This is a genomic window from Streptomyces sp. NPDC050704 (assembly GCF_040654355.1).
GTDB lineage: Bacteria > Actinomycetota > Actinomycetes > Streptomycetales > Streptomycetaceae > Streptomyces.
Genome location: NZ_JBFAHW010000123.1, coordinates 1 through 18,333 on the forward strand (window position 1 = coordinate 1; position 18,333 = coordinate 18,333).

The 18,333-nt window shown below is 67.1% G+C and carries 18 protein-coding genes and 3 pseudogenes; 10 read left to right on the top strand and 11 right to left on the bottom strand.

Going from position 1 to position 18,333, the window contains the following annotated elements:
- Window positions 1–254: 254 nt before the first annotated feature.
- Entirely contained in the window at window positions 255–1,436 is a 1,182-nt protein-coding gene (locus AB0I18_RS42885) for a cytochrome P450 (RefSeq protein ID WP_363111207.1), read from the bottom strand.
- A gap of 98 nt (window positions 1,437–1,534) precedes the next feature.
- Between AB0I18_RS42885 and AB0I18_RS42890 the strand changes: the two genes are divergently transcribed.
- Complete coding sequence (locus AB0I18_RS42890) at window positions 1,535–2,152, top strand: helix-turn-helix domain-containing protein (RefSeq protein ID WP_363111208.1); 618 nt, start codon at window positions 1,535–1,537, stop codon at window positions 2,150–2,152.
- Between the two features lie 148 nt (window positions 2,153–2,300).
- Here the strand turns inward: AB0I18_RS42890 and AB0I18_RS42895 are convergent.
- The 4 genes and pseudogenes from AB0I18_RS42895 to AB0I18_RS42910 all read right to left on the bottom strand — a co-directional run.
- Window positions 2,301–2,444: pseudogene (locus AB0I18_RS42895) on the bottom strand (hypothetical protein); the annotation flags it as partial.
- Window positions 2,445–2,480: 36 nt separating this feature from the next.
- Window positions 2,481–2,693, bottom strand: a pseudogene (locus AB0I18_RS42900) (transposase); the annotation flags it as partial.
- Between the two features lie 133 nt (window positions 2,694–2,826).
- On the bottom strand, window positions 2,827–3,606 hold the full coding sequence (locus AB0I18_RS42905) for a leucine-rich repeat domain-containing protein (RefSeq protein ID WP_363111209.1): 780 nt from the start codon (window positions 3,604–3,606) through the stop codon (window positions 2,827–2,829).
- A gap of 735 nt (window positions 3,607–4,341) precedes the next feature.
- Window positions 4,342–4,500 (bottom strand): annotated as a pseudogene (locus tag AB0I18_RS42910) (transposase); the annotation flags it as partial.
- A gap of 213 nt (window positions 4,501–4,713) precedes the next feature.
- On the opposite strand from AB0I18_RS42910, the gene AB0I18_RS42915 reads away from it, so the two are divergent.
- Window positions 4,714–5,508 carry an SDR family oxidoreductase gene (locus tag AB0I18_RS42915; protein ID WP_363111210.1) on the top strand — a complete coding sequence of 265 codons (795 nt, stop codon included), beginning with the start codon at window positions 4,714–4,716 and terminating at the stop codon, window positions 5,506–5,508.
- A gap of 399 nt (window positions 5,509–5,907) precedes the next feature.
- Here AB0I18_RS42915 and AB0I18_RS42920 read toward each other — a convergent pair whose 3' ends face one another.
- Window positions 5,908–7,047 (bottom strand): helix-turn-helix domain-containing protein, encoded by a 1,140-nt coding sequence (locus AB0I18_RS42920; protein WP_363111211.1) that lies wholly within the window; start codon window positions 7,045–7,047, stop codon window positions 5,908–5,910.
- A gap of 87 nt (window positions 7,048–7,134) precedes the next feature.
- Between AB0I18_RS42920 and AB0I18_RS42925 the strand changes: the two genes are divergently transcribed.
- The 7 genes from AB0I18_RS42925 to AB0I18_RS42955 all read left to right on the top strand — a co-directional run bounded on the left by AB0I18_RS42925 (window position 7,135) and on the right by AB0I18_RS42955 (window position 14,484).
- Window positions 7,135–8,193 carry a ferredoxin reductase gene (locus AB0I18_RS42925; protein WP_363111212.1) on the top strand — a complete coding sequence of 353 codons (1,059 nt, stop codon included), beginning with the start codon at window positions 7,135–7,137 and terminating at the stop codon, window positions 8,191–8,193.
- Between the two features lie 7 nt (window positions 8,194–8,200).
- Window positions 8,201–9,319: an acyl-CoA desaturase gene (locus tag AB0I18_RS42930; RefSeq protein ID WP_363111213.1), complete on the top strand. Its 1,119-nt coding sequence runs from the start codon at window positions 8,201–8,203 to the stop codon at window positions 9,317–9,319.
- Window positions 9,320–9,377: 58 nt separating this feature from the next.
- Entirely contained in the window at window positions 9,378–10,043 is a 666-nt protein-coding gene (locus AB0I18_RS42935; protein WP_363111234.1) for a hypothetical protein, read from the top strand.
- Between the two features lie 651 nt (window positions 10,044–10,694).
- Window positions 10,695–10,829 carry a hypothetical protein gene (locus AB0I18_RS42940; protein WP_363111214.1) on the top strand — a complete coding sequence of 45 codons (135 nt, stop codon included), beginning with the start codon at window positions 10,695–10,697 and terminating at the stop codon, window positions 10,827–10,829.
- Between the two features lie 88 nt (window positions 10,830–10,917).
- Window positions 10,918–11,709: a hypothetical protein gene (locus tag AB0I18_RS42945; protein WP_363111215.1), complete on the top strand. Its 792-nt coding sequence runs from the start codon at window positions 10,918–10,920 to the stop codon at window positions 11,707–11,709.
- Entirely contained in the window at window positions 11,676–13,367 is a 1,692-nt protein-coding gene (locus AB0I18_RS42950) for a PQQ-binding-like beta-propeller repeat protein (RefSeq protein ID WP_363111216.1), read from the top strand. Before AB0I18_RS42945 ends, AB0I18_RS42950 begins: the two co-directional genes overlap by 34 nt.
- A 247-nt stretch (window positions 13,368–13,614) precedes the next feature.
- Entirely contained in the window at window positions 13,615–14,484 is an 870-nt protein-coding gene (locus AB0I18_RS42955; protein WP_363111217.1) for an acyl-CoA thioester hydrolase/BAAT C-terminal domain-containing protein, read from the top strand.
- 51 nt (window positions 14,485–14,535) lie between these two features.
- Here the strand turns inward: AB0I18_RS42955 and AB0I18_RS42960 are convergent, their stop codons facing one another.
- The 5 genes from AB0I18_RS42960 to AB0I18_RS42980 all read right to left on the bottom strand — a co-directional run bounded on the left by AB0I18_RS42960 (window position 14,536) and on the right by AB0I18_RS42980 (window position 17,745).
- Window positions 14,536–14,856 (bottom strand): hypothetical protein, encoded by a 321-nt coding sequence (locus AB0I18_RS42960; protein WP_363111218.1) that lies wholly within the window; start codon window positions 14,854–14,856, stop codon window positions 14,536–14,538.
- A 273-nt stretch (window positions 14,857–15,129) separates the two neighbouring features.
- Window positions 15,130–16,053 (bottom strand): GNAT family N-acetyltransferase, encoded by a 924-nt coding sequence (locus AB0I18_RS42965; RefSeq protein ID WP_363111235.1) that lies wholly within the window; start codon window positions 16,051–16,053, stop codon window positions 15,130–15,132.
- A gap of 257 nt (window positions 16,054–16,310) precedes the next feature.
- Window positions 16,311–16,751 (bottom strand): hypothetical protein, encoded by a 441-nt coding sequence (locus AB0I18_RS42970; RefSeq protein WP_363111219.1) that lies wholly within the window; start codon window positions 16,749–16,751, stop codon window positions 16,311–16,313.
- 359 nt (window positions 16,752–17,110) lie between these two features.
- Window positions 17,111–17,494, bottom strand: coding sequence for a toxin Doc (locus AB0I18_RS42975; protein WP_363111220.1), 384 nt, complete (start codon window positions 17,492–17,494; stop codon window positions 17,111–17,113).
- Window positions 17,495–17,496: 2 nt separating this feature from the next.
- Window positions 17,497–17,745 (bottom strand): antitoxin MazE7, encoded by a 249-nt coding sequence (locus AB0I18_RS42980; protein ID WP_363111221.1) that lies wholly within the window; start codon window positions 17,743–17,745, stop codon window positions 17,497–17,499.
- A 304-nt stretch (window positions 17,746–18,049) separates the two neighbouring features.
- On the opposite strand from AB0I18_RS42980, the gene AB0I18_RS42985 reads away from it, so the two are divergent.
- Window positions 18,050–18,304, top strand: a complete 255-nt coding sequence (locus AB0I18_RS42985; RefSeq protein ID WP_363111222.1) for a transposase — start codon at window positions 18,050–18,052, stop codon at window positions 18,302–18,304.
- Window positions 18,305–18,333: the final 29 nt, after the last annotated feature.

The window sequence follows — 18,333 nt, forward strand, 5'->3', positions numbered from 1 at the left end:
TCTCGACAGGTTCCACGGTCTCCAACTCCACGGCGGTGTCAGTCACTTGACGTCTCTCCCATGATCGTCGGATCCGCCGTTAGATTTACACTCCCGACGCGTCAGTCGGGGAGGTGTCTGGGGGCGGTGATGCGGGCGGTGCTTGAAGGGCCGGATGGCGGTGGGGAGCCGGCAGTGAAGGGGCGTTGCTCAAACTCGCAGACGTCGCGTTGCAGGTCGCCGAGCGCACGTCGTTCTTCTCGACCTTGATCTGCCTACCAGGTGACCGGTAGTTCGTGCACGCCGTAGACCGTCGTGGCCGACCGCAGTGGCACTTCCTCGGGCGCGACGGTGAGATGTAGTGCCGGGAAGCGGCGAAGCAGTGCGGGGAGGGCGATGCGCATTTCGGCGCGGGCCAGTCGCTGCCCGAGGCACCGGTGGAGGCCGTGACCGAACGCGAGGTGTCCGGCCGTGGAGCGGGTGAGATCAAGTGCGTCCGGGTCGGCGAACTGGTCAGGGTCCCGGTTCGCCGCGGAAAGTGCGACGGTGACGGACTCGCCGGCCTTGATCAGGCAGCCGTGGAGCTCGATGTCCTCGAGCGCGACGCGAACCACGTGAGGGATGATCGTGAGGTAACGCAGCAGCTCCTCGACCACCGCAGGGGCGTCCTCCTCCTTGTCGCGGACCTCGGCCAACTGTGCGGGGTTGGCCAGCAGGGCGAAAGTGCCTAGCGTAAGCATGTTCGCCGTCGTCTCATGCCCGGTGATCAGAAGCAGGAGCGCCAGTCCGGCCCGCTCGTCCGCAGCAAGTCCCTCGTGCGCAGCGAGCCCGCTGAGCACATCCTCCTCCGGCCGGGAACGCTTGTGGCGCAGCAGGTCCCGCAGATATCCCATGAGCTCCCTGACCGCCTCCTGCCGGCGTTCCGGTGCGAGGTCCACGTTCACGAGCGTGGCGGCGTTCCGCTGGAACTCCTGCCTGTCGGAGTAGGGCACCCCGAGCAGTTCGCCGATCACTTGTGACGGGATCGGCAGCGCGAATGCCTTGAACAGGTCGGCCGGGCCCCCGGCGAGCTCCATCGCGTTCAGCTGGTCGTTGACGATCGCTTCGATCTCCGGTTCGAGGAGCTTCATCCGGCGCACCGTGAAGTCACCGGTGAGCAACCGCCGATAGTGGTCGTGCTCGGCCGGGTCCATGCGGAGGAAGAATCCCGGCGGCAGGGGCGCCGTTGCCGGCCGGGCGACCGGTGAGCGCAGGTGGTCCGGGCGGACGCTGAACCGGGGATCTGCCAGGATCGCCCGCGCTGCGGCGTAGCCGGTCACCAGCCACCCCTGACCACCGTCGACGTAGGTCATCCGATGGATCGGGCCGAGCCTTTGCCGGCGGCGCAGTTCCTCGGGCGGATCGAACGGGTTGTGGCGGGCCGTGGGCATGACCAGTGCCGGGGACGTGCTCTCCATAGGCCGCTCCTCGGTCGGTACGGACCTCCCGATAAAACAGCACTCAATGCAAAACGTCAATGAATGCAAAATTACATCGCGTGCGGTACGGTGCTGTCGTGACCAGCGACCCAGGGCTGCGCCAGCGGAAGAAGATGCGCACGCGGCAAGCGCTCATCGAAGGCGCCCTGCGATTGTTCGCCGAGAAGGGTTACGACCAGACAACCGTGGCGGAGATCGCGGCCACCGCAGACATCGCGACACGGACCTTCTTCAGCTACTTCGACAGCAAGGACGACATCGTCTTCTTCGACGACAGGTCGCGGCTGGAGCGCGCGGTCGCGATCATCGGAGAACGGCAGCCCGGCGAACCGGTGGCCGACCTGCTGCGGCGCGTCATCGAACAGAGTGTTTTCGCGGACACGGACTCGGAGTTGGCGCGGAAGGTCGGCCCAGTTCGGACCCGGCTGATCGCGTCGGTCCCGGCACTTCAGGCGCGCGAACTGCACCTGCTGCTCGACATCCAGCTACAGCTGACCGAAGCGCTCCACCTCGCCTGCCCCGAGTTGGACCTCGTCGAGGCCGCCGCGGCGGTGGGCTCGCTGGTCGGGGCGATCAAGGTCGTCGTCGCCGCCTGCCAAAAGCGGGGCGACCGGCCGGAGCAGACCTACCAAGCCGTCCAAAGGGCCACCGACATCGCGATCGACGGCCTCAACTCCCTCCCCCGCCCCGCTTAGCCTCGCCGTTTCGGTTGGGGCGATGAGGCGTCCTTGAGGGGTAACTGTCGGTGGCCGATGCGATTTCGGTGTTCGGACATGCTGGAGGCCCGGCGCGGTGGTCGGTTTCTCCAGGGTCCTTCGGGTCGTGGCGGGCGGGGTTTGCCGGTCAGCCAGCGGGACGGGGTAGTGCGGCGAGGCGGTGGAAGGCCGTGGCCAGTTCGTTTCTCCAGGGCCAGGTCGCCGATATCCGCAAGCGCAGGCGTCGACCGCCGCGGGTGAGGCAGGCGGCGACGTGCAGCAACCGGTAGCGGAGCTTCTTCGGCTCGGCAGACGCGAGTTCACCGTCCAGCGACAGGACCATCTCGTCCACTCCGCCCAGACGCCACTGCCGCTTCTTGACCAGTTGCGGCTCGAACGACCCGCCCCGGTCCCGCGGCACCGCGATCTCGACCGGCCCCGACTCGGTGATCACCGTCTTGGAGCGGTCCCCGTTGCGGTAGTTGTCCCGGCCGCCCTCGGCCCGCTCGCCGGGCTCGTGCCCCAGATGATCAGCGAGCTCGCCCTCTGTCGACGGTCACGTATTTCCCCATCGAGGGCGTCAGTTTCCCCGCCCAGACGTTCGATCCCGCAGGCACTTGGCTGTGCTCGCTCGCATCTCCGGGGAGCGGCGGGCGGCGAGGATGTCCGGTTGGTCAGTCCCAGTCGGACGCCGGCTGGTCAACTCGGCCACCTCTGTGCGGTGCGGGGATATAGCCCTTCGCGCCGTCGGGCAGTTGGGCGACGCACGCCGGCGAGCAGGCGCTGACCAGTAGAGGAAGCACGTCGGTGGCTACGCGCAGCGAGATCCACACCTGATGAAGTCCGCCCCGTGCGACCGGATGGTCGCAGATGCTGCAGCTGTGAATGGCGGTGGCGCCCCAACGCCGGGGATCCAGGTTCTCCCAGTCGAGGTTTACAACGGAGTCCCGGGGCAGTTGAAGCCTCGGGAAGGGTGATCGCAGCTTCTCATTGCCAAACAACGCGCGTGTGCTCACTGTGCTACGGGTCAGCTTCTGGCATCGGGTGATCTCGTAGGGGAGCCAGTGCAGTCGGTATGAGGTGTACGGAGTGAATTCTTCCAGGCTCGTCATGGCTCCGATCTCGGGCGGGATCCGGACCAGGTTGCTGCCGTAGAGCACGAGGTGCTTGACCGCCGTCAGCGTGGCGATGCTCGGCGGCAGGGTGATGACCTGCCGCCGCTCTTCCGGGCTGAGCTCGATCAGGGGACGGAACTCTTCGCGCCCGTCGGCGGCGGCCTCGTCTACCAGCTCCAGCAGGTGCTGCCACCCCGGGGCGGAGGCGTCTTGCCGTTCGGTGTGAAATCCGACGCGGGCGCGCGGGTGCGGCCTGGACTGGTCGAAGCACCAGCACGCCTCCTGGCGAAGCCCCCGCCGCTCCGGGGCAGGATCTGATGTGTCACCCCAGCGGTTCACGCAGCACCTCGCCTCTTCCCCGTCCGTCATGGCACCAAGATACGGAGGTTGCCGTGGGGCACTCCAGTGACCAGGGGTGCGAGAGAGATTCGGGGTGGAACACCTGCCCGGGGAAGCTGACGCTGCTCATGGGGAATTACGTGGAGTTCCACACCCTTCAGCGCGGGCTACATCATCACTGTCAGCTGCTGCAGGAGACCACCCTGCCCGGTGTGTTTCACGCCACCGGCCTGAGCCCGGGCAACCAGCCCGTCGTCCACGGCGCTCGCCTCACTCACAGCGGCCTTCCCGGCCTCGGTGTCACTCGTCACGTCATTCATCAACTGTCGCTTCCAGCTCGGGAGTTACACCGCTCACCGTACAGACCCGATGACACCGCTGCTTCACGCTTGGTGTCCACAAATCAAGGCCGTGACCAGTGAGGGCATCTGACATCCAGGTGAGAGTCGGGCTGGACATCGAAGTGAGATGTCGCGATCGGCTGGAGAGTGGGCTCAAGCTACGGCGATGACGAGACTCCCTATGAATACCGCACTGCGCTGTGTTGCCGATGTCTCCTGCTGCTGAGTGTTGAAGAAGTCCTCTTCCTTGGTATGGGGGAAGCCATTGGCCTGCCTCCATACGGAAGCTAGCCAGCGCTTGGACCAGAGCCCCAGCTGAGAAGACATCTCATTTGGCGAGTCTTCGGTAGCAGATGAGGGTTGCGGCGATGCCTGCGAAGGCGAGGAAGTGTTACGTGCACCCCGACGCGGCAACGAACACGATCGCCGCCAACACCTCGCGGTCGCCATGGCATCGACGACCGCCACCCTGAGGCCGCACCGGAGCCGGCGGAACCACCCGCTCGAACAGCTCCCACGACTCATCCGGCACGAGACGCTCAACAATTCCCACGACGCCAGACTATCCAACAAGCCAAATGAGATGTCTTCCAAGCGGCCCGGCAGCACCCAGAGGTGCGGTCGCCGCCCCGCGGGAGCACCCTGCCGATTTCTTACCTGATCCGCTTGCTTGGCGTGCACTCCGAGGCCATAGCGTTGAGGCAGCTGAACCGAACACCCGACGCGTCGACGTATCATCCCGCACGACCAACGAGAAAGGCGGCAGGTGGCAGACAACCAATTCACAACGCATGCAGAACTTTTCGATCTATGTGGAAAGCGCGCGCTCGTCACCGGTGGCACCAGAGGCATCGGGATGATGATCGCGCGTGGCCTTCTCCAGGCAGGCGTCCGCGTGGTCATCAGCTCACGCAACGCAGAAGCGTGCGCTCAGGCGCAGGAACAACTGTCCAAATTCGGTGAGGTGCGGGCCATCCCCGCCGACCTGTCCCGCCACGACGAGTGTCGGCGACTGTCCGACCTCGTCACCGCCGACTCGGAGCGTCTCGACATCCTCGTCAACAACGCGGGCGCCCTGTGGGACGAGCCGCTGGCGACGTTCCCAGACGCGGCCTGGGACACGGTCGTCGACCTCAACCTGAAGTCGCCGTTCTGGCTAGTCCAGGCGCTGCTGCCCGCACTTCGCAAGGCGGGCACCGCCGACGATCCCGCGCGGATCATCAACATCGGCAGCATCGCCGCCATCCACATCCCCCAGCGGCCCAACTACTCGTACTCCAGCAGCAAGGCCGCACTGCATCAACTCACCAGAGTGCTCGCCAAGGAACTAGGACCGCAGCACGTCACCGTGAACGCCGTGGCGCCGGGACCGTTCCCGTCGACGATGATGGCTGCAACCCTCGATGAGTTCGGCGAGGCGATCGCGGCGTCGGCCCCACTACGCCGGATCGGCCGCGACGACGACATGGCGGGTGTCGTCGTGTTCCTCGCCAGCCGGGCAGGCGCATACCTAACGGGCGCCGTGATCCCCGTCGACGGCGGCATCGCCACAACCGCGTAGGCCGCGTAGGCCGCGTAGGCGAGGACATCATCGACGCCAACGAACCGACACCAGGATTACCGAACGCGTTCAGCGTTTGGTCGTGTGCGTGCGGCCCCGACTGCGGCGACCGTCTCCCGGCAGCGCTCCGGTCGCCGTGCTCGATCGCATTCGGCGCCGTCGTTGAGGGTAACGATTGGTGACGATGGGGACGGCCGGCTCTGTTCACCAGATCCGACAGCAGCTGTTCACCAGTTTCGGGCTCTGGCACAGAGTGCGATGAATAACGTCACAGCCACCGCGGTCTCAGCTGGCCAATACCGCTCTTCGCCAGGCCGCATGAGCCGGCTGATGGCACCGCGAACGAGGAACGATTCCTGGACTGCTCGCGGACGCGGTCGTGGATGGTCGACGTACGCGTCAGCTGCCCCGAAGGCCGACCGCCAGCGTCAGTTCGAGGACCCGGTGGGGCGATGCGAGATCCGGAAACAGCTCCCGCAGCTGCGACATCCGGTATCGGACTGTCTGGGGATGGACGAACAGCGCCGCCGCCACCTCGTCCCGCCTGCCCTGGTGCAGCAGCCACGCCCGCAACGTCTCCTCCAGCTTCCGTGCGGTCGCGACAGGCAAGGTCCGCAACGGTGCGAGGGCTCGGGCTCGCAGGTCTGCGAACGCGTCCATGTCGGCGCTCAGCACCAGCTCGGGCAGGTGGTCCTCGGTGTCGCGAATATCGGAGGAGAGCAAGCGCGCGCGTACGGCTCGTGCGTACGAGGCGGACGCACGAGTCCACGGCCGGGCCGGGCCGACCACGGCGGTGCGGTCGGTCAGCTGCCGCAAGAGATGTGATCGGTCGGCATCGGGGACGAGCAGCACACCGGTGGCGTCCGGCAGATCGTCGAGGACGAGGGTGCTCGGGTCGAGCGCGCGGTAGGCGGGCCGGGCCTGGGCGGCGGGCAGCAGGACCGCGGTCAGCGAATTCGGAGACTGCCACCCGGCCCGTTGAACAGAGGCCAGCAGCACGTCCGGGCTCGCGCCGGCGAGGAGGTCGCGGGCCAGGTGTTCCAGGTGGCGCTCGTGGTCCCTGCCCCGGGCGGCCAGTTCGTCGGCGTGGCCCGCGGCGCTCGCGGCGGAGAGCTCGTCGATGTAGGCGAAGGTCAACTCGGCGAACTTGGCGACCTCGGCGGCGGGCAGACCCGCGGGTACGGCACCCGCCGCCAGGCATCGCCAGGCCACGCGGGCGCCGACGCGGTAGGCGCTGAGCAGGGCGTCCATCGAACGGCCGTCGCGCACCTCACCGCGGCCCAACTCGTAGGCTGCGTCACCGGCGTCGCCGCCTGTGGCGTTCCCGCTCGCGAGGTCCAGGTAGTGCCCCAGGGCAGTGCGGACGGCTCTGCGGATGGTGGCGCCCATGCGGCCCGAAAGAGCGTTGGCGTAGGGAGGGACCTCGTCGATGATCGCCTGGACGACCTCGTCGGCGGTGGTCTTCAGCGCGGCCCGAAGTGCGGTGACCGTCGTCTCATCCAGGGCCAGTTCGCTGGCCCTACGGATTGCATGACTCACGTTTCTATTCCCTGCGAACAATTCAGCCAGCCAGATTCACATCCTGCGGTCAGGACTTTACGCCTTGAGGCGCAGCAAGCTGGAGTCATGACGAGTACAGCCCTCCGCAGCAGGGCGTGGAAACTGCTGGAGATGGTCACGACGCCGCTGCTGCCGTCGGACTACCTCGACCTGGTCAGCCCGCTGCGTGCGGGCGCTGACCTGCGTGGGCGCATCGAGGCCGTGCACCCCGAGACGGGTGACGCCGCGACGATCGTGATCAGGCCGGGACGGGGCTGGCGCGGCCACACAGCCGGTCAGTACGTGCGGATCGGGGTCGACGTCGACGGGGTGCGCCTGTGGCGTGCCTACTCCCTCACCTCGCCGACAAACCGCCCAGACGGCCGCGTCACGATCACCGTGAAGGCGATCCCGGACGGCAAGGTCAGCAACCACCTGGTCCGCAGGGCAAAACCGGGCACGCTGATCCAGCTCGACCAGCCGACCGGCGACTTCGTGCTGCCGCAGGCCAAGCCCGCCAAGGTGCTCTACCTGACGGCCGGCAGCGGCATCACGCCCGTGATGGGCATGCTGCGCGACACCGAGTTCGACGACGTCGTCATGGTCCACTGCGCGCCACAGCCGCAAGACGTGATCTTCCGCAACGAACTGCACGACCTGGTCGCGGACAAGAAGCTGCGGCTCACCGAGGTGCATACCGACACCGACGGCATGCTCGACATCACCCGTCTCGACGCACTCGTGCCCGACTGGGCCGAGCGCGAGACCTGGGCCTGCGGGCCCGCGGGCCTGCTCGACGCCGCCGAAGAGCACTGGACCGAGCACGGCGTCCACGAGCGCCTGCACACCGAACGCTTCCGCCCCAGCATCGTCGTCGCAAGCGACGGCGGCGGCGAGGTCACGTTCAGCGCCACCGGCACGAGTGTCGACGCGGACGGCGCCACGCCGTTGCTGGATGTCGGCGAGGAGGCCGGCGTGCTCATGCCCTCCGGGTGCCGCATGGGCATCTGCTTCGGCTGCGTCACGCCGCTCAAGGCGGGCGCCGTCCGCGACCTGCGCACCGGCGAGATCACCGAAGCCGAACCGGGCGTCCTCATCCAGACCTGCGTGTCCGCCGCGGCGGGCCCCTGCGACATCGAACGGTAGGAGCACCTTGACCGCCATCGACCCCACCGCCCACCTGACCCCGGAGCAGATCGAGGAACTGGGCCGCGAGCTGGACGCGATCCGCGACGAAATGATCGCCGACCGTGGCGAGAAAGACGCCGCCTACATCCGCAAGGTCATCTCGGCGCAGCGCAAGCTCGAGCTGGTCAGCAGGGGCGTGCTGCTGTTCTCGATCTTCCCGCCCGCGTGGCTGCTCGGCACTGCCGGGCTGTCCGTGGCGAAGATCATGGACAACATGGAGATCGGCCACAACATCCTGCACGGCCAGTGGGACTGGATGCGGGACCCGAAGATCCACTCCACCACCTGGGAGTGGGATCACGTCTCGCCGTCCGAGCAGTGGAAGCACTCGCACAACGAGCTGCACCACACGTACACCAACGTGATCGGCAAGGACAACGACCTCGGCTACGGCATCATGCGCGTCGACGAGGACCAGAGGTGGCACCCGTTCCACCTCGGCCAGCCGCTGTGGAACTTCCTCAACGCCTGCTTCTTCGAGTACGGCATCGCGGCGTACGACCTGGAGCTCGGCAAGAACCTGCAGAAGCGCCGCCGCAAGAACCCGGAGTTCCGCGCGCGGGCCAAGGCCGTGGGCCGCAAGATCCGCAAGCAGGTGCTCAAGGACTACGTGATCCACCCGCTGCTGTCGGGCCCGTCGTTCCTCCCCACGCTCGCCGCCACGTTCACCGCGAACCTGGTCCGCAACGTCTGGACCCACTCAGTGATCATGTGCGGGCACTTCCCCGAGGGCGTGCAGGTCTTCGAGCGCCACTCGATCAAGGGCGAGACGCGCGGCCAGTGGTACCTGCGCCAGATGATGGGCTCGGCGAACATCAGCGGCAGCAAGGCCATGCACTTCATGACCGGCAACCTCTCTCACCAGATCGAGCACCACCTGTTCCCGGACCTGCCGAGCAACCGCTACGCCGAGGTCGCGGTGAAGGTGCGCGCACTGTTCGAGAAGTACGAGCTGGAGTACGTCACCGGCCCGCTGCCCAAGCAGGTGTTCTCCGCGTGGCACAAGGTCTTCCGGCTCTCGCTGCCGAACAAGAAGCCCAAGGTCAAAACGCCGGACCGCGAACAGGACCTCGTCGCCGCCTGATTCCCGGTATGGGTTCAGATCTCTCGACCGTACCGGCGGCACCGCCGGGTTCGCTGAGATCCGTGGCGGACGGTGGGCGACCGGAGCATCAGACCGTACGAGACGGGATCGAGGGCGGCCAGTGCCCGGCCGGCTGCGCTGCTACCTGAACATGCGCCAGGAGCTCAGCACACAGCCCCCGGCGCGGTGTTGCAGTGCGCTGACCTGCCATGGTCGGGCCGGTAGCCGGGTGCGCACGCGCACTCGGTCTGCCGACGGGCGGGCTGGGCGGAAGGCATGCGCTGCGACGCGGACACTGCCGGAACCGATGCTCGCCGCCCCTGTGTCCGACCCTGCACTCCTGCCGGGGCGGGCGGGTGAGCCGAAGTGGGACGGCTTGAGAGCCGCGCTCTCCGCCGACGGCGGCCCAGTGGTCGCGCGCTCACGGCGCGGCACCCAGATGGCGCCCGCGTTTCCTGACGTCGTGATCGGCGCCGCGCAACAGCCGGACGCCACCGCCCTGGACAGCGACCTGATCGTGTGGGACGCCACCGGGCGTCTCGCGTTCGAGCAGCTGCAGAACCGGCTGCACCAACGCGGCCTCGCAGCTCTCCAGCCCGCCGCACAGCAGCCGGCGCACGTCGTCGCCTTCGACGTGCTGCGTCTGGCGGGCACCTCCACCCTGACGTGGCCGTACGAGCCGCGCCGCGCCGCGCTGAAGCCCCGCGAAGAGCAACAGCTCTGAAAGTACGGCTCGCATGCCCCGACATCACCCGGGCTTGCGACCTCGCCCGCGCCTTCCACGGCCCGGGTGGCCCGCGGCGAGGACGCCACCGTGCACGACATGCCGACGGAGAAGACCGCACCCAACAAGACGGCGCAGAGGGCACCCGTCAAGACAACCACCGCGAAGACGACGGCCAAGAAGGCGGTGGCGAAGAAGAGAACCGCAGCGCCTGAACCGCAGCGTCACCGAACGTGGCGAACTGCCGTGGTCCGCGAGCCCGCTCGGCACAGCGTTGCGAAGCACGGCTCCGCACGCAGCTCTGCGTCGACTCCCTTCTCCGGTGTCACGGCGAGCGCATCGGCGACATCGGTGGTCAGCTCCTGGCCAGGCCCTTGGACAGAGCGATGGTTGGCTCCGGCGTCGTCCGGAACCGGCGCATATCGCATCCGATGCGAACTGGCGTCATTCTGCGTTGTGTTGGCCAAGCGGGACTCAGAAAGCCGCTGATCAGCGCACACGCGGCTCGTCACGCCTGCGAGAGCGATAGCTGACACCCGAACCCATGTCGTGCCGCTTCACTCGATCGCATGACTGACCTGCCGTTTCGCCCCGAATCTCGCATCAGATGCGAGATTCTCACGGTGAATACGATCTACGGAGCGTGACGATTTGGCGGGCAAGAACGGGACGGCACCAGGGGCCGCGCAGCTACATCTGGCCGACGGGGTGCCGCTGCTGCAGCCGGAAGAGCAGGTCTTCGAGGCGGTGCTGGACGGCTGGCTGTATCACCGCACCGGCGCTTAGCGGGAGGGAGGAGCCCCGTATGCGCAGATCAATAGGTCGGGGGCATGGTGTGCAGCACCCGCCCGTTGACCCTCGACAGAGACGGCTTGTGTGGTTCAAACGCCTCGTCGGCAGCGCGTTCGCCCTCATTCTCGCGCCACTTCTCGTAGCGGTCGCCCAGGGTTGGCTGTCGCCGGACGCCGGTGACAGCCCTGACGAGACCTCCAGTTCATTGCCGTCGCGGTCGGCAGGGCCTGACTTCGATGTCGTGCCGCGGTTGATGAACGTGACCGGCTGCACAGCCTTCGCCCGCGCCCTCTCCTCTCCTGAGGACCGGGCAGAGCTCGCTACGCAGTCCGACGCCAGCGCCGTCATCAAGAGGAACAACGGCGCCCGCGCCTCCGAGCTGAACGTCAGCATCACCCTGCAGGGCAGCGACCGCGCGCTCACCATCGAGTCGATCGACATCGAGCCCAAGACCCCTCGCCCGACAGCTCCGCTCAGCGGAGGACTCATCTGCGAGCCCTCCTCGGGAGGAGAGCCGAAGATCAAGCTTCATGCCGACATGGACGATGCGAAGCCGGCGTTTCTCGGCAAGGGCTCCGGCGACACGCCGTACTTCCGCGACAACGCCATCACGCTCGCCCCGCACGAACAGGTGCCACTCCACGTGACCTTCACTGCACAGCGGGGCTATCGCAAATTCGAATTGGTCATTCACTACACGATTGCGGGCAAGTCAGAAAAACGCGTCGTGCCTGCGCCCGAGGGCAGCCGGTGGGCCGTGACCGCCCTGAACAAGAAATATGGATCTGTCTACGAGGGCACCATCGGCGGCCCATTTCAGCTCTCCGAGGAGGCGGACCAGTGCGGACAAAGACCGAAGCCGGTGGGCTGCTGATGCGCCGCCCTGTCGCCCACGTAGCCGGAGTGCTCGCCCTCTTCGGCCTCGCGGCGTGCACTGGGGCCAACGGTGAAGGCAGGGCCGCCGAGGACGGGAAGCCCCCGTCCTCGGTGCGCGCGGACGCGTTCGAGGCCGTCTGGTCCCAGTCGGTCCTCGGCGAGCCGGGTACTCCGACAGCGACCGACGATGTGGTCCTCATCCCGCACGGCCACATGATCGATGTTCGCGATGCGCGCACAGGGAAGAGCCGCCGGACCGTGCGGGCAGACCCAGCGGAGCAGATCGTGAGCACCAGCCTCACCGGTGATGTGATCGTGGCCGGTGTCGAGCGGAACTCCTTCTTGACCCTTCAAGGCTTCGACGTGCATACCGGCATGCGATTGTGGACGCACCCGTACAAGACGAGGGCGATCGTCCGGCCCAGGGATGAGCAGAACCTGGTCGTCCCCGGGACTGTCATCGTCACCGAGCGCGGCATCGTCAACCACGTCCACGGCGGCCACATCATCGGCCTGAACGTCAGGACCGGGGAGCCGACCTGGCAGCAGCAGGCGGAATGCGACAGCAAGGCCTACACAGCCGCCGGCGTCACCGACGACTCGTTCTACTCGGCCTGGAGTGCCGCCACCGCCCGCTACTTGATCACACTCTGCGAGGAGGACTCAAAGAACGTACTCAAAGCTCTTGACCCGCGCGACGGTCACCGAGTCTGGCAGGCAGATGTAAAGGACGGCGGCACGAAGCTCTCCACCACCACGGACGTTATCGGCGTGCAGTCCATCGACGCCAACTCCCGCAACGCTTCCTTCACCCTCTTCGACGAGTCCGGTGACCATCTGGCCGACCGCACCGTGAAGGACCAAGCGGGTGAAAGCCGGACCGTGGGCCGGGTCGGGGACACGGTGTACTTCCATGACGGACGCCAGCTTCACGCACTCCGGGCCGACGGATCGCCACTATGGCGCCAGGACGCTCCCGACGACCTCGTGGTGAACGCCCAGGCCGTCATCTCCAACGGCGAGACGCTTACGCCGCAGAGTATGCAGCGCACCGGCGTGAGCGTGGTCATCGACCTGTCCGGCAAGAGACGGGCCATGCTGCCGTGGCCGCTCCGCGGCGAGCTCATCGGGATGAGCGGCGAGCTCCTGATCATCCGCGGCGATGAGGAAGACGGCGCCCGGTACACGGCGCTGCGCCTGACGCAACAGGACTTGGAGGAACCCGCCCTGGGAGGAGTGGCGCCGTCGGATTGGCCGGATGCCTGCTCCCTGCTCTCGGACAAACAGCTCAACGGGCTGGGAGAGGGCTATCTCCGGCTTCCGGTCGACAAGAGCCGCACCGTCTTCGGCGTCAGGCTGCCGCATCAGACTCAGTGCCGGTTCGCCACCGAGTCGGGATCCGACAAGGACATCTTCCAGATCACCGTACGGTGGGTGGCCACCGACTCCGACACAGCCCGGGAGGTCTTCGCAAGCGGCCTCCCGTGGGACACCGGAGTGAAGCCGCTGAACCGAAGCGTTCATCTCATCTCAGAGCGGACCGGCCTCCTCCTGGAGAAGTCCGCCGTGGTGGCCTCCGGGCGCTACGTCATCGGGGTCAACGCACCAAAGAACGAGAAACTGGTCCGAACGATCGCCTTGCTGCTGTCCGACTGAGCCAACACACCCGCATGTGAGGGGCCCCGAAGTTTCCGGACAGGCACGGGGCCGATGAAGGAGCACCGCCTGCCCCACGGCGTTCGCGAAAGCCCAGCACCCGCGAGACCGCGGAGCGCAGGTTGTCGTAGCGGACTTTGCCGGTCGGGACCCCTCTAATATGCGGGTCTCGATGTCAAGCCTTCGGTTGTATTTGAGAAGCTGTCAGGACACCCTTTGACCACGACGCGTCGAACTGAGGGAGCACGTGGAGGTTGTTGAGCGGGAGTTGAGCCATCCCTGGGAAGGCGTCCTGGCCGCTCCTGCCCAGGGCAGTGACGTCGGCGTCCTGGTCCTTGCCGGTTCCAGCGGACGCATCGACCGCGAGAGAGCACGCATCCTCGCTCAGCAGGGCATCGCGGCTCTGTCCATCCGTTGGTTCGGCGGGCCAGGGCAGTCCCCGGGAATTTGTGAGATCCCGTTGGAGACCTTCACCACCGCGGTCGACTTCCTCACAGCGAGCGGGGCACGACGCATCGGCATCCTCGGTGTCTCCAAAGGGGCTGAAGCAGCTCTGCTCACAGCCGTGCACGACCCTCGCGTGGACGCTGTCGTCGCGCTGTCACCCACGTCGCGAGTCTGGTGCAATGTGGGCCCGGGCCACGATGGGGAACAGCGCCCGTATCGCTCGTCCTGGACCTGGCGGGGAAAGCCCCTGCCGTTTGTCCCGCTCGATGACTCCTGGGCCCCGGTCAACCCGGGCAACGGTCCGGCCGCCATCCGCGGATGGTACGAACTCAGCGAGGAGAGCTTCGCTCATCTGCTCCCTCCGACAGAGATCCCCGTCGACAGGGCCCGGGCCGACCTGATACTCGTCGCCGGCGGCGACGACGCTATGTGGCCTTCTCTCCGCTTCGCCGAACAACTGGCACAACGCCGACGCTCGGCCGGGACCACCGCGCATCTGATCGCCCGCCACGATGCCGGCCACCGACCGCGCCTTCCCGGCGAGAGCCCGGCGTCAGCGTCTCCGCACTTCCTGTATGGAGGCACGCCCGAAGCTGACGCGCTCCTGGGAGAGGCGGCGTGGCCGCACATCCTCGACAGGCTCGGCAGCACGGCACCCCTCAGCTTCTGACGCTCGTCAGGAGGCTTCCCCGTCGAGTCGGCTGAGGAGTCCGTCAAAGATCTACTGCCGTGCCACCTGGCCCTTGGCCACCGCGTCGTCCCGCTGACGTTCGCGGGTGGGCCGGAACTCGATCGTGGTGACGAAGAAGGTGCAGGATTCGCAGATCGACTCGAAGTGGCAGTCCATCTCGACGGGGCGAGCACAGTAGCCGTTGTCGGGCATCCGGCGGTGCATCTCCCGGCGGAGCTTGGCCATCTCCGTTCCCTCGGCCTCGGCGGGTAGCCGGCGCGGGGCATCGTAGAGTGCCTCCACCTTCTCCGAGACGGCGAAGTACCCGTCCGCGACAGTCCGGTCGGCGATCCGGGCGTAAACACGTGTCATGCACAGCGACCTGTGGCCAAGTGGTGCCGCGATGGCCTCCAGGGACATACCCCGGTTGATCGCCTGGGTGACCAGAGTGTGGCCTGTGTCCGCAGAGGCCGTGTGCAGTCGAAACTGTGTGGTGATTGGGCAGGTGCGTTTCGGCGGTGCCACGTTCGCGACGATGAGGGCGGCGTGTGTTGCATTCCAGCCTTGCCGGTGTGATGCAGTTTCACTTTGCTGATCGGCGGGCGAGTGGGCGGGGGCACCGTTGTAGGAGCCCCCGCGCCTCGGTCAGTTCCAGGTCATGTTGATCTCGCGTTCGAAGTTGGCGTATCCAGCGCGCCGGAAGGCATTCGCCATCGGGACGTTGCCCAGGTCTGTGGACGCGCGGATGCGGGGGACGCCCTGCTCGGCAAGGACACGGGTGCCCTCGGCGAGAAGGTCGTCGATGTAGCCGTTGCCGCGGTGCGTGGGAAGGACCGCGATGTAGGCGATGATCGGGTTGTAGCCGTTATGGGCAGGGATGACGAACCCAACTGGTTCTCCGTGAGGCAGCGTTGCGATCCGCCACCAGTCTCGTGGGCTGGTGTAGCGCGCGAGTTCGTCCTCGTAGTGCTTGGCGGCTGCTTCTTGGGCAGACATCCGGGTCAGGTCGTCACGGCCATGTGCGTCCAGCGTCCCGTCCAGAACGGAGGCCATCAGAGCCACGAGTTCCTGGGCATCGTGGACCGGCCGGAACGCCAGGCGCCCGCTGGGGCCAGGAACTGGCGATTCCGGACGCCATTCCAGACGTAGTCGTTCGACGAACAGCCGGGCACCGGTCCGTTCCAGTATCGTCATGCGATCCTCGATGACTTGCCTGGTTACCGCGTTGCAACGCCAGTCCGGCGGGACGAAACGGCTGTACTCAGGTGGAGGCGACCCGTTGGGGAGGGCCGCGGCCATCGCGGTGTGCAGAAGTCGCACCCCGGTGTCCAGGCGATCGGGAGCCGAGGTTGCGTCGTCGATGTCGAGGACATCCAGGATGAGCGGCGCGTCGCTGTCCGGCCGGCACCACCAGGCTGCCCTGGCCAGCAGACGGTCACCGCGCAGGGCGACCCACATCCATTCCGGACGTCGGCGGGCGGCGGCTAGATCGTCGGCCAGTTCCTCGTTGAGGATGTACGGTAGTTGGGAGAAGAGGTCGAGTTCTTCGCGTCCAGTGATCGGACGCATGGTCAGGTCGTTCGTTTTCACGGTCAAGGCACGCTCCGTTGAAGGCGCCCGTCCGCACCGGGGTCAGACGCTGTCCGCGCCCCGAGAGGACACAAGCGCGGTGATCATGGGGATCATGGGCTTATCCCTCCTCTCGCTGTCGTGGTCCCTCACCCTCGTGGTGGGGGTCCCGCCGTAACGTCTATCCAAGCGCGGCCCCGTCCGCAATCTCTTTTCGATCACCTTGCTTCCGGTGATGCCCAGTGAGTCCGGGTGGTTCAGCTGCACGTTTCGATCACCGTGGTTCGAGGTGCGGGAAGGCGGCTCACGCGGCTTGTCCCGAGGGCGGCTTCGCGGAGTCGGACGATTGCCTCATGCTGGCCGACGAGCCAGGCCAGGGCCTGGGTGCGGAAGTCCGTGAGCCCGTCGATGGCCTGTTCCGACTGTGCCGGCCGGTCCTTGAGCTTGGTGTTCTCTGCCTTGAGCCGGCTGATCTGGGCTTCGCGGGGGTCGGGGATGTCTCCCGTCTGCTGCAGGGTCCGGAGGCGGCGTTCGAATTCGGCGCGGAGATGAGCGTAGGGCCGGGTGCCGTAGAACGCGGTGCGGTCGACCGCGGCCTCAGCGAACTCGTGGGCGATGAGTCCCGATTGCCCATAGACGCTCAAACGATCTCCGGGCGGTGGTTCGAGAAGCTCCCCTACGGTGAAGCTGAGCAGCATACCGGTCAGCGTGGGCTTCGATCCGGGCCGTGTCGTCGGCGATGACACGGCATGCCATATCCACGGCCGCGTCCAGGTCCTTGACGCTCGCCCGGCCGGCGAACTCCTCCAGCGCGCTCTTCACCGCCTCGACACCACCGCGGCCAAGGCTCTCGCTCAGCACCTGGTATTCCATCCCGGCATCGCGCTCGCCCGGGCTCAGCTGCAGCATCCGCTCGGAGTGCTCCGGTCACGGCTCCTGCGACAGCACGATCGTCGCGGCCCCCGGCCAGGCACCGGCGTACGGATGCCTGCCGTGCGCCGCCGCATACCGCTCGGCATCCAGCCGCAGCTCGCTTTCAGGGCCTACACGACGGCCCTCACCCCTCCGGCTGCATGGAGCGCAGCCGGTCAGCGATGTCGTACACGGTCAGGCGCAGCGCACGGATGTCCGCGATCAGGTCGCGCCACGGCTCGTACGCGGCCGTGTCCACGCTCTCCCCGGACGCCCTGATGTACGCGACCGCGACGCCGTACGCGAAGAACTCGTTGCGGGCCGGCAGCGGCCGCAGCAGCACGATCTGCTCCATGAGCGCGGCCGCCCGCCAGTACGCGTCCGGTGAGCCCACCGCGAGCTGCGGCGTGTTCACCCGGTGCCGCGCCACGGCGGCCACGAGCGCGGAGTAGTCCAGCACGCCCAGCTCCTTGCCGAGCAGCTCCTCCTGCCGGTCGAGGAGCCAGCGGATGTCGATGTACAGGTCCAAGGTCAGGCCGCCCGGCGAGCGGTGCGCGCGGACTCCGGGAGACCGCCGAAGTCACGGTCGAACGCCTCGGCGCGGCCCGGCTGCGACACAGCATCACGGAACGCGTCCGTCGCCACGCCCAGCTTGAGCTGGTTCTCCTGCTCTACGGCCAGGTCGGCGAGCAGGGCGCGCACGCTCGTCCCGCGGGCGGCGGCGATCGCGGCGAACCGGTCCCGGGTCTCGGTGTCGATCTTTACTGTCGTGTCAGCCATACCTCGAGTATGCACCCATGACTACCATCGTGAATACCGTTCGGCGTTGTTGCCCGAACCCTGCAGGTGCCCCGACCCATGCCACTTCTTGAAACCCGAGCTGTCCTGCGCCGAGTGCTCGCCGGCTACGGTCCGGCGGCGCCGGCGGACGTGACCGCCCCGCCCGCACAGCGACTCCGGCTAGCTGCGCCGGAAGCTGAGTGAGCAAGCCTTCCGTCAAAAGGTCCATGACGTCCCGCACTGGGGCCCCTTTGTCTCTCCACTCGTAGCGTGAAGACCCTGACTGCAGGGGAAGTTGGGAGCCATGGCGGAGAAGCGACGGAAGTTCGATCCGGAGTTCCGTGAGGGGGCTGTACGGATCGTCACGGAGACCGGCAAGACGATCGCCGAGGTCGCCGAAGACCTGGGGATCAACGAGACCACTCTGGCGAGCTGGGTCTCCCTCATCCGCAGGCCAGCCGGCCATGGTGGGCTGAAGGGCCATCACCCCTCATCCGCCACCGCCATGCGGATGCTCCGCGAGCACTACGAGTGGGCCGCCACGGCTTCGAGCACGTGATCGTCCAGCTACCTTGCGGCTGGTGCCTG

Bases quoted from the DNA above. Each gene is read 5' to 3' on its own strand.
- AB0I18_RS42885 (WP_363111207.1), bottom strand. From the start codon at position 1,436: ATGGAGAGCACGTCCCCGGCACTGGTCATGCCCACGGCCCGCCACAAC.
- AB0I18_RS42925 (WP_363111212.1), top strand. From the start codon at position 7,135: ATGACGAGTACAGCCCTCCGCAGCAGGGCGTGGAAACTGCTGGAGATG.
- AB0I18_RS42960 (WP_363111218.1), bottom strand. From the start codon at position 14,856: ATGACACGTGTTTACGCCCGGATCGCCGACCGGACTGTCGCGGACGGG.
- AB0I18_RS42965 (WP_363111235.1), bottom strand. From the start codon at position 16,053: ATGCGTCCGATCACTGGACGCGAAGAACTCGACCTCTTCTCCCAACTA.
- AB0I18_RS42970 (WP_363111219.1), bottom strand. From the start codon at position 16,751: ATGCTGCTCAGCTTCACCGTAGGGGAGCTTCTCGAACCACCGCCCGGA.
- AB0I18_RS42980 (WP_363111221.1), bottom strand. From the start codon at position 17,745: ATGGCTGACACGACAGTAAAGATCGACACCGAGACCCGGGACCGGTTC.
- AB0I18_RS42985 (WP_363111222.1), top strand. From the start codon at position 18,050: ATGGCGGAGAAGCGACGGAAGTTCGATCCGGAGTTCCGTGAGGGGGCT.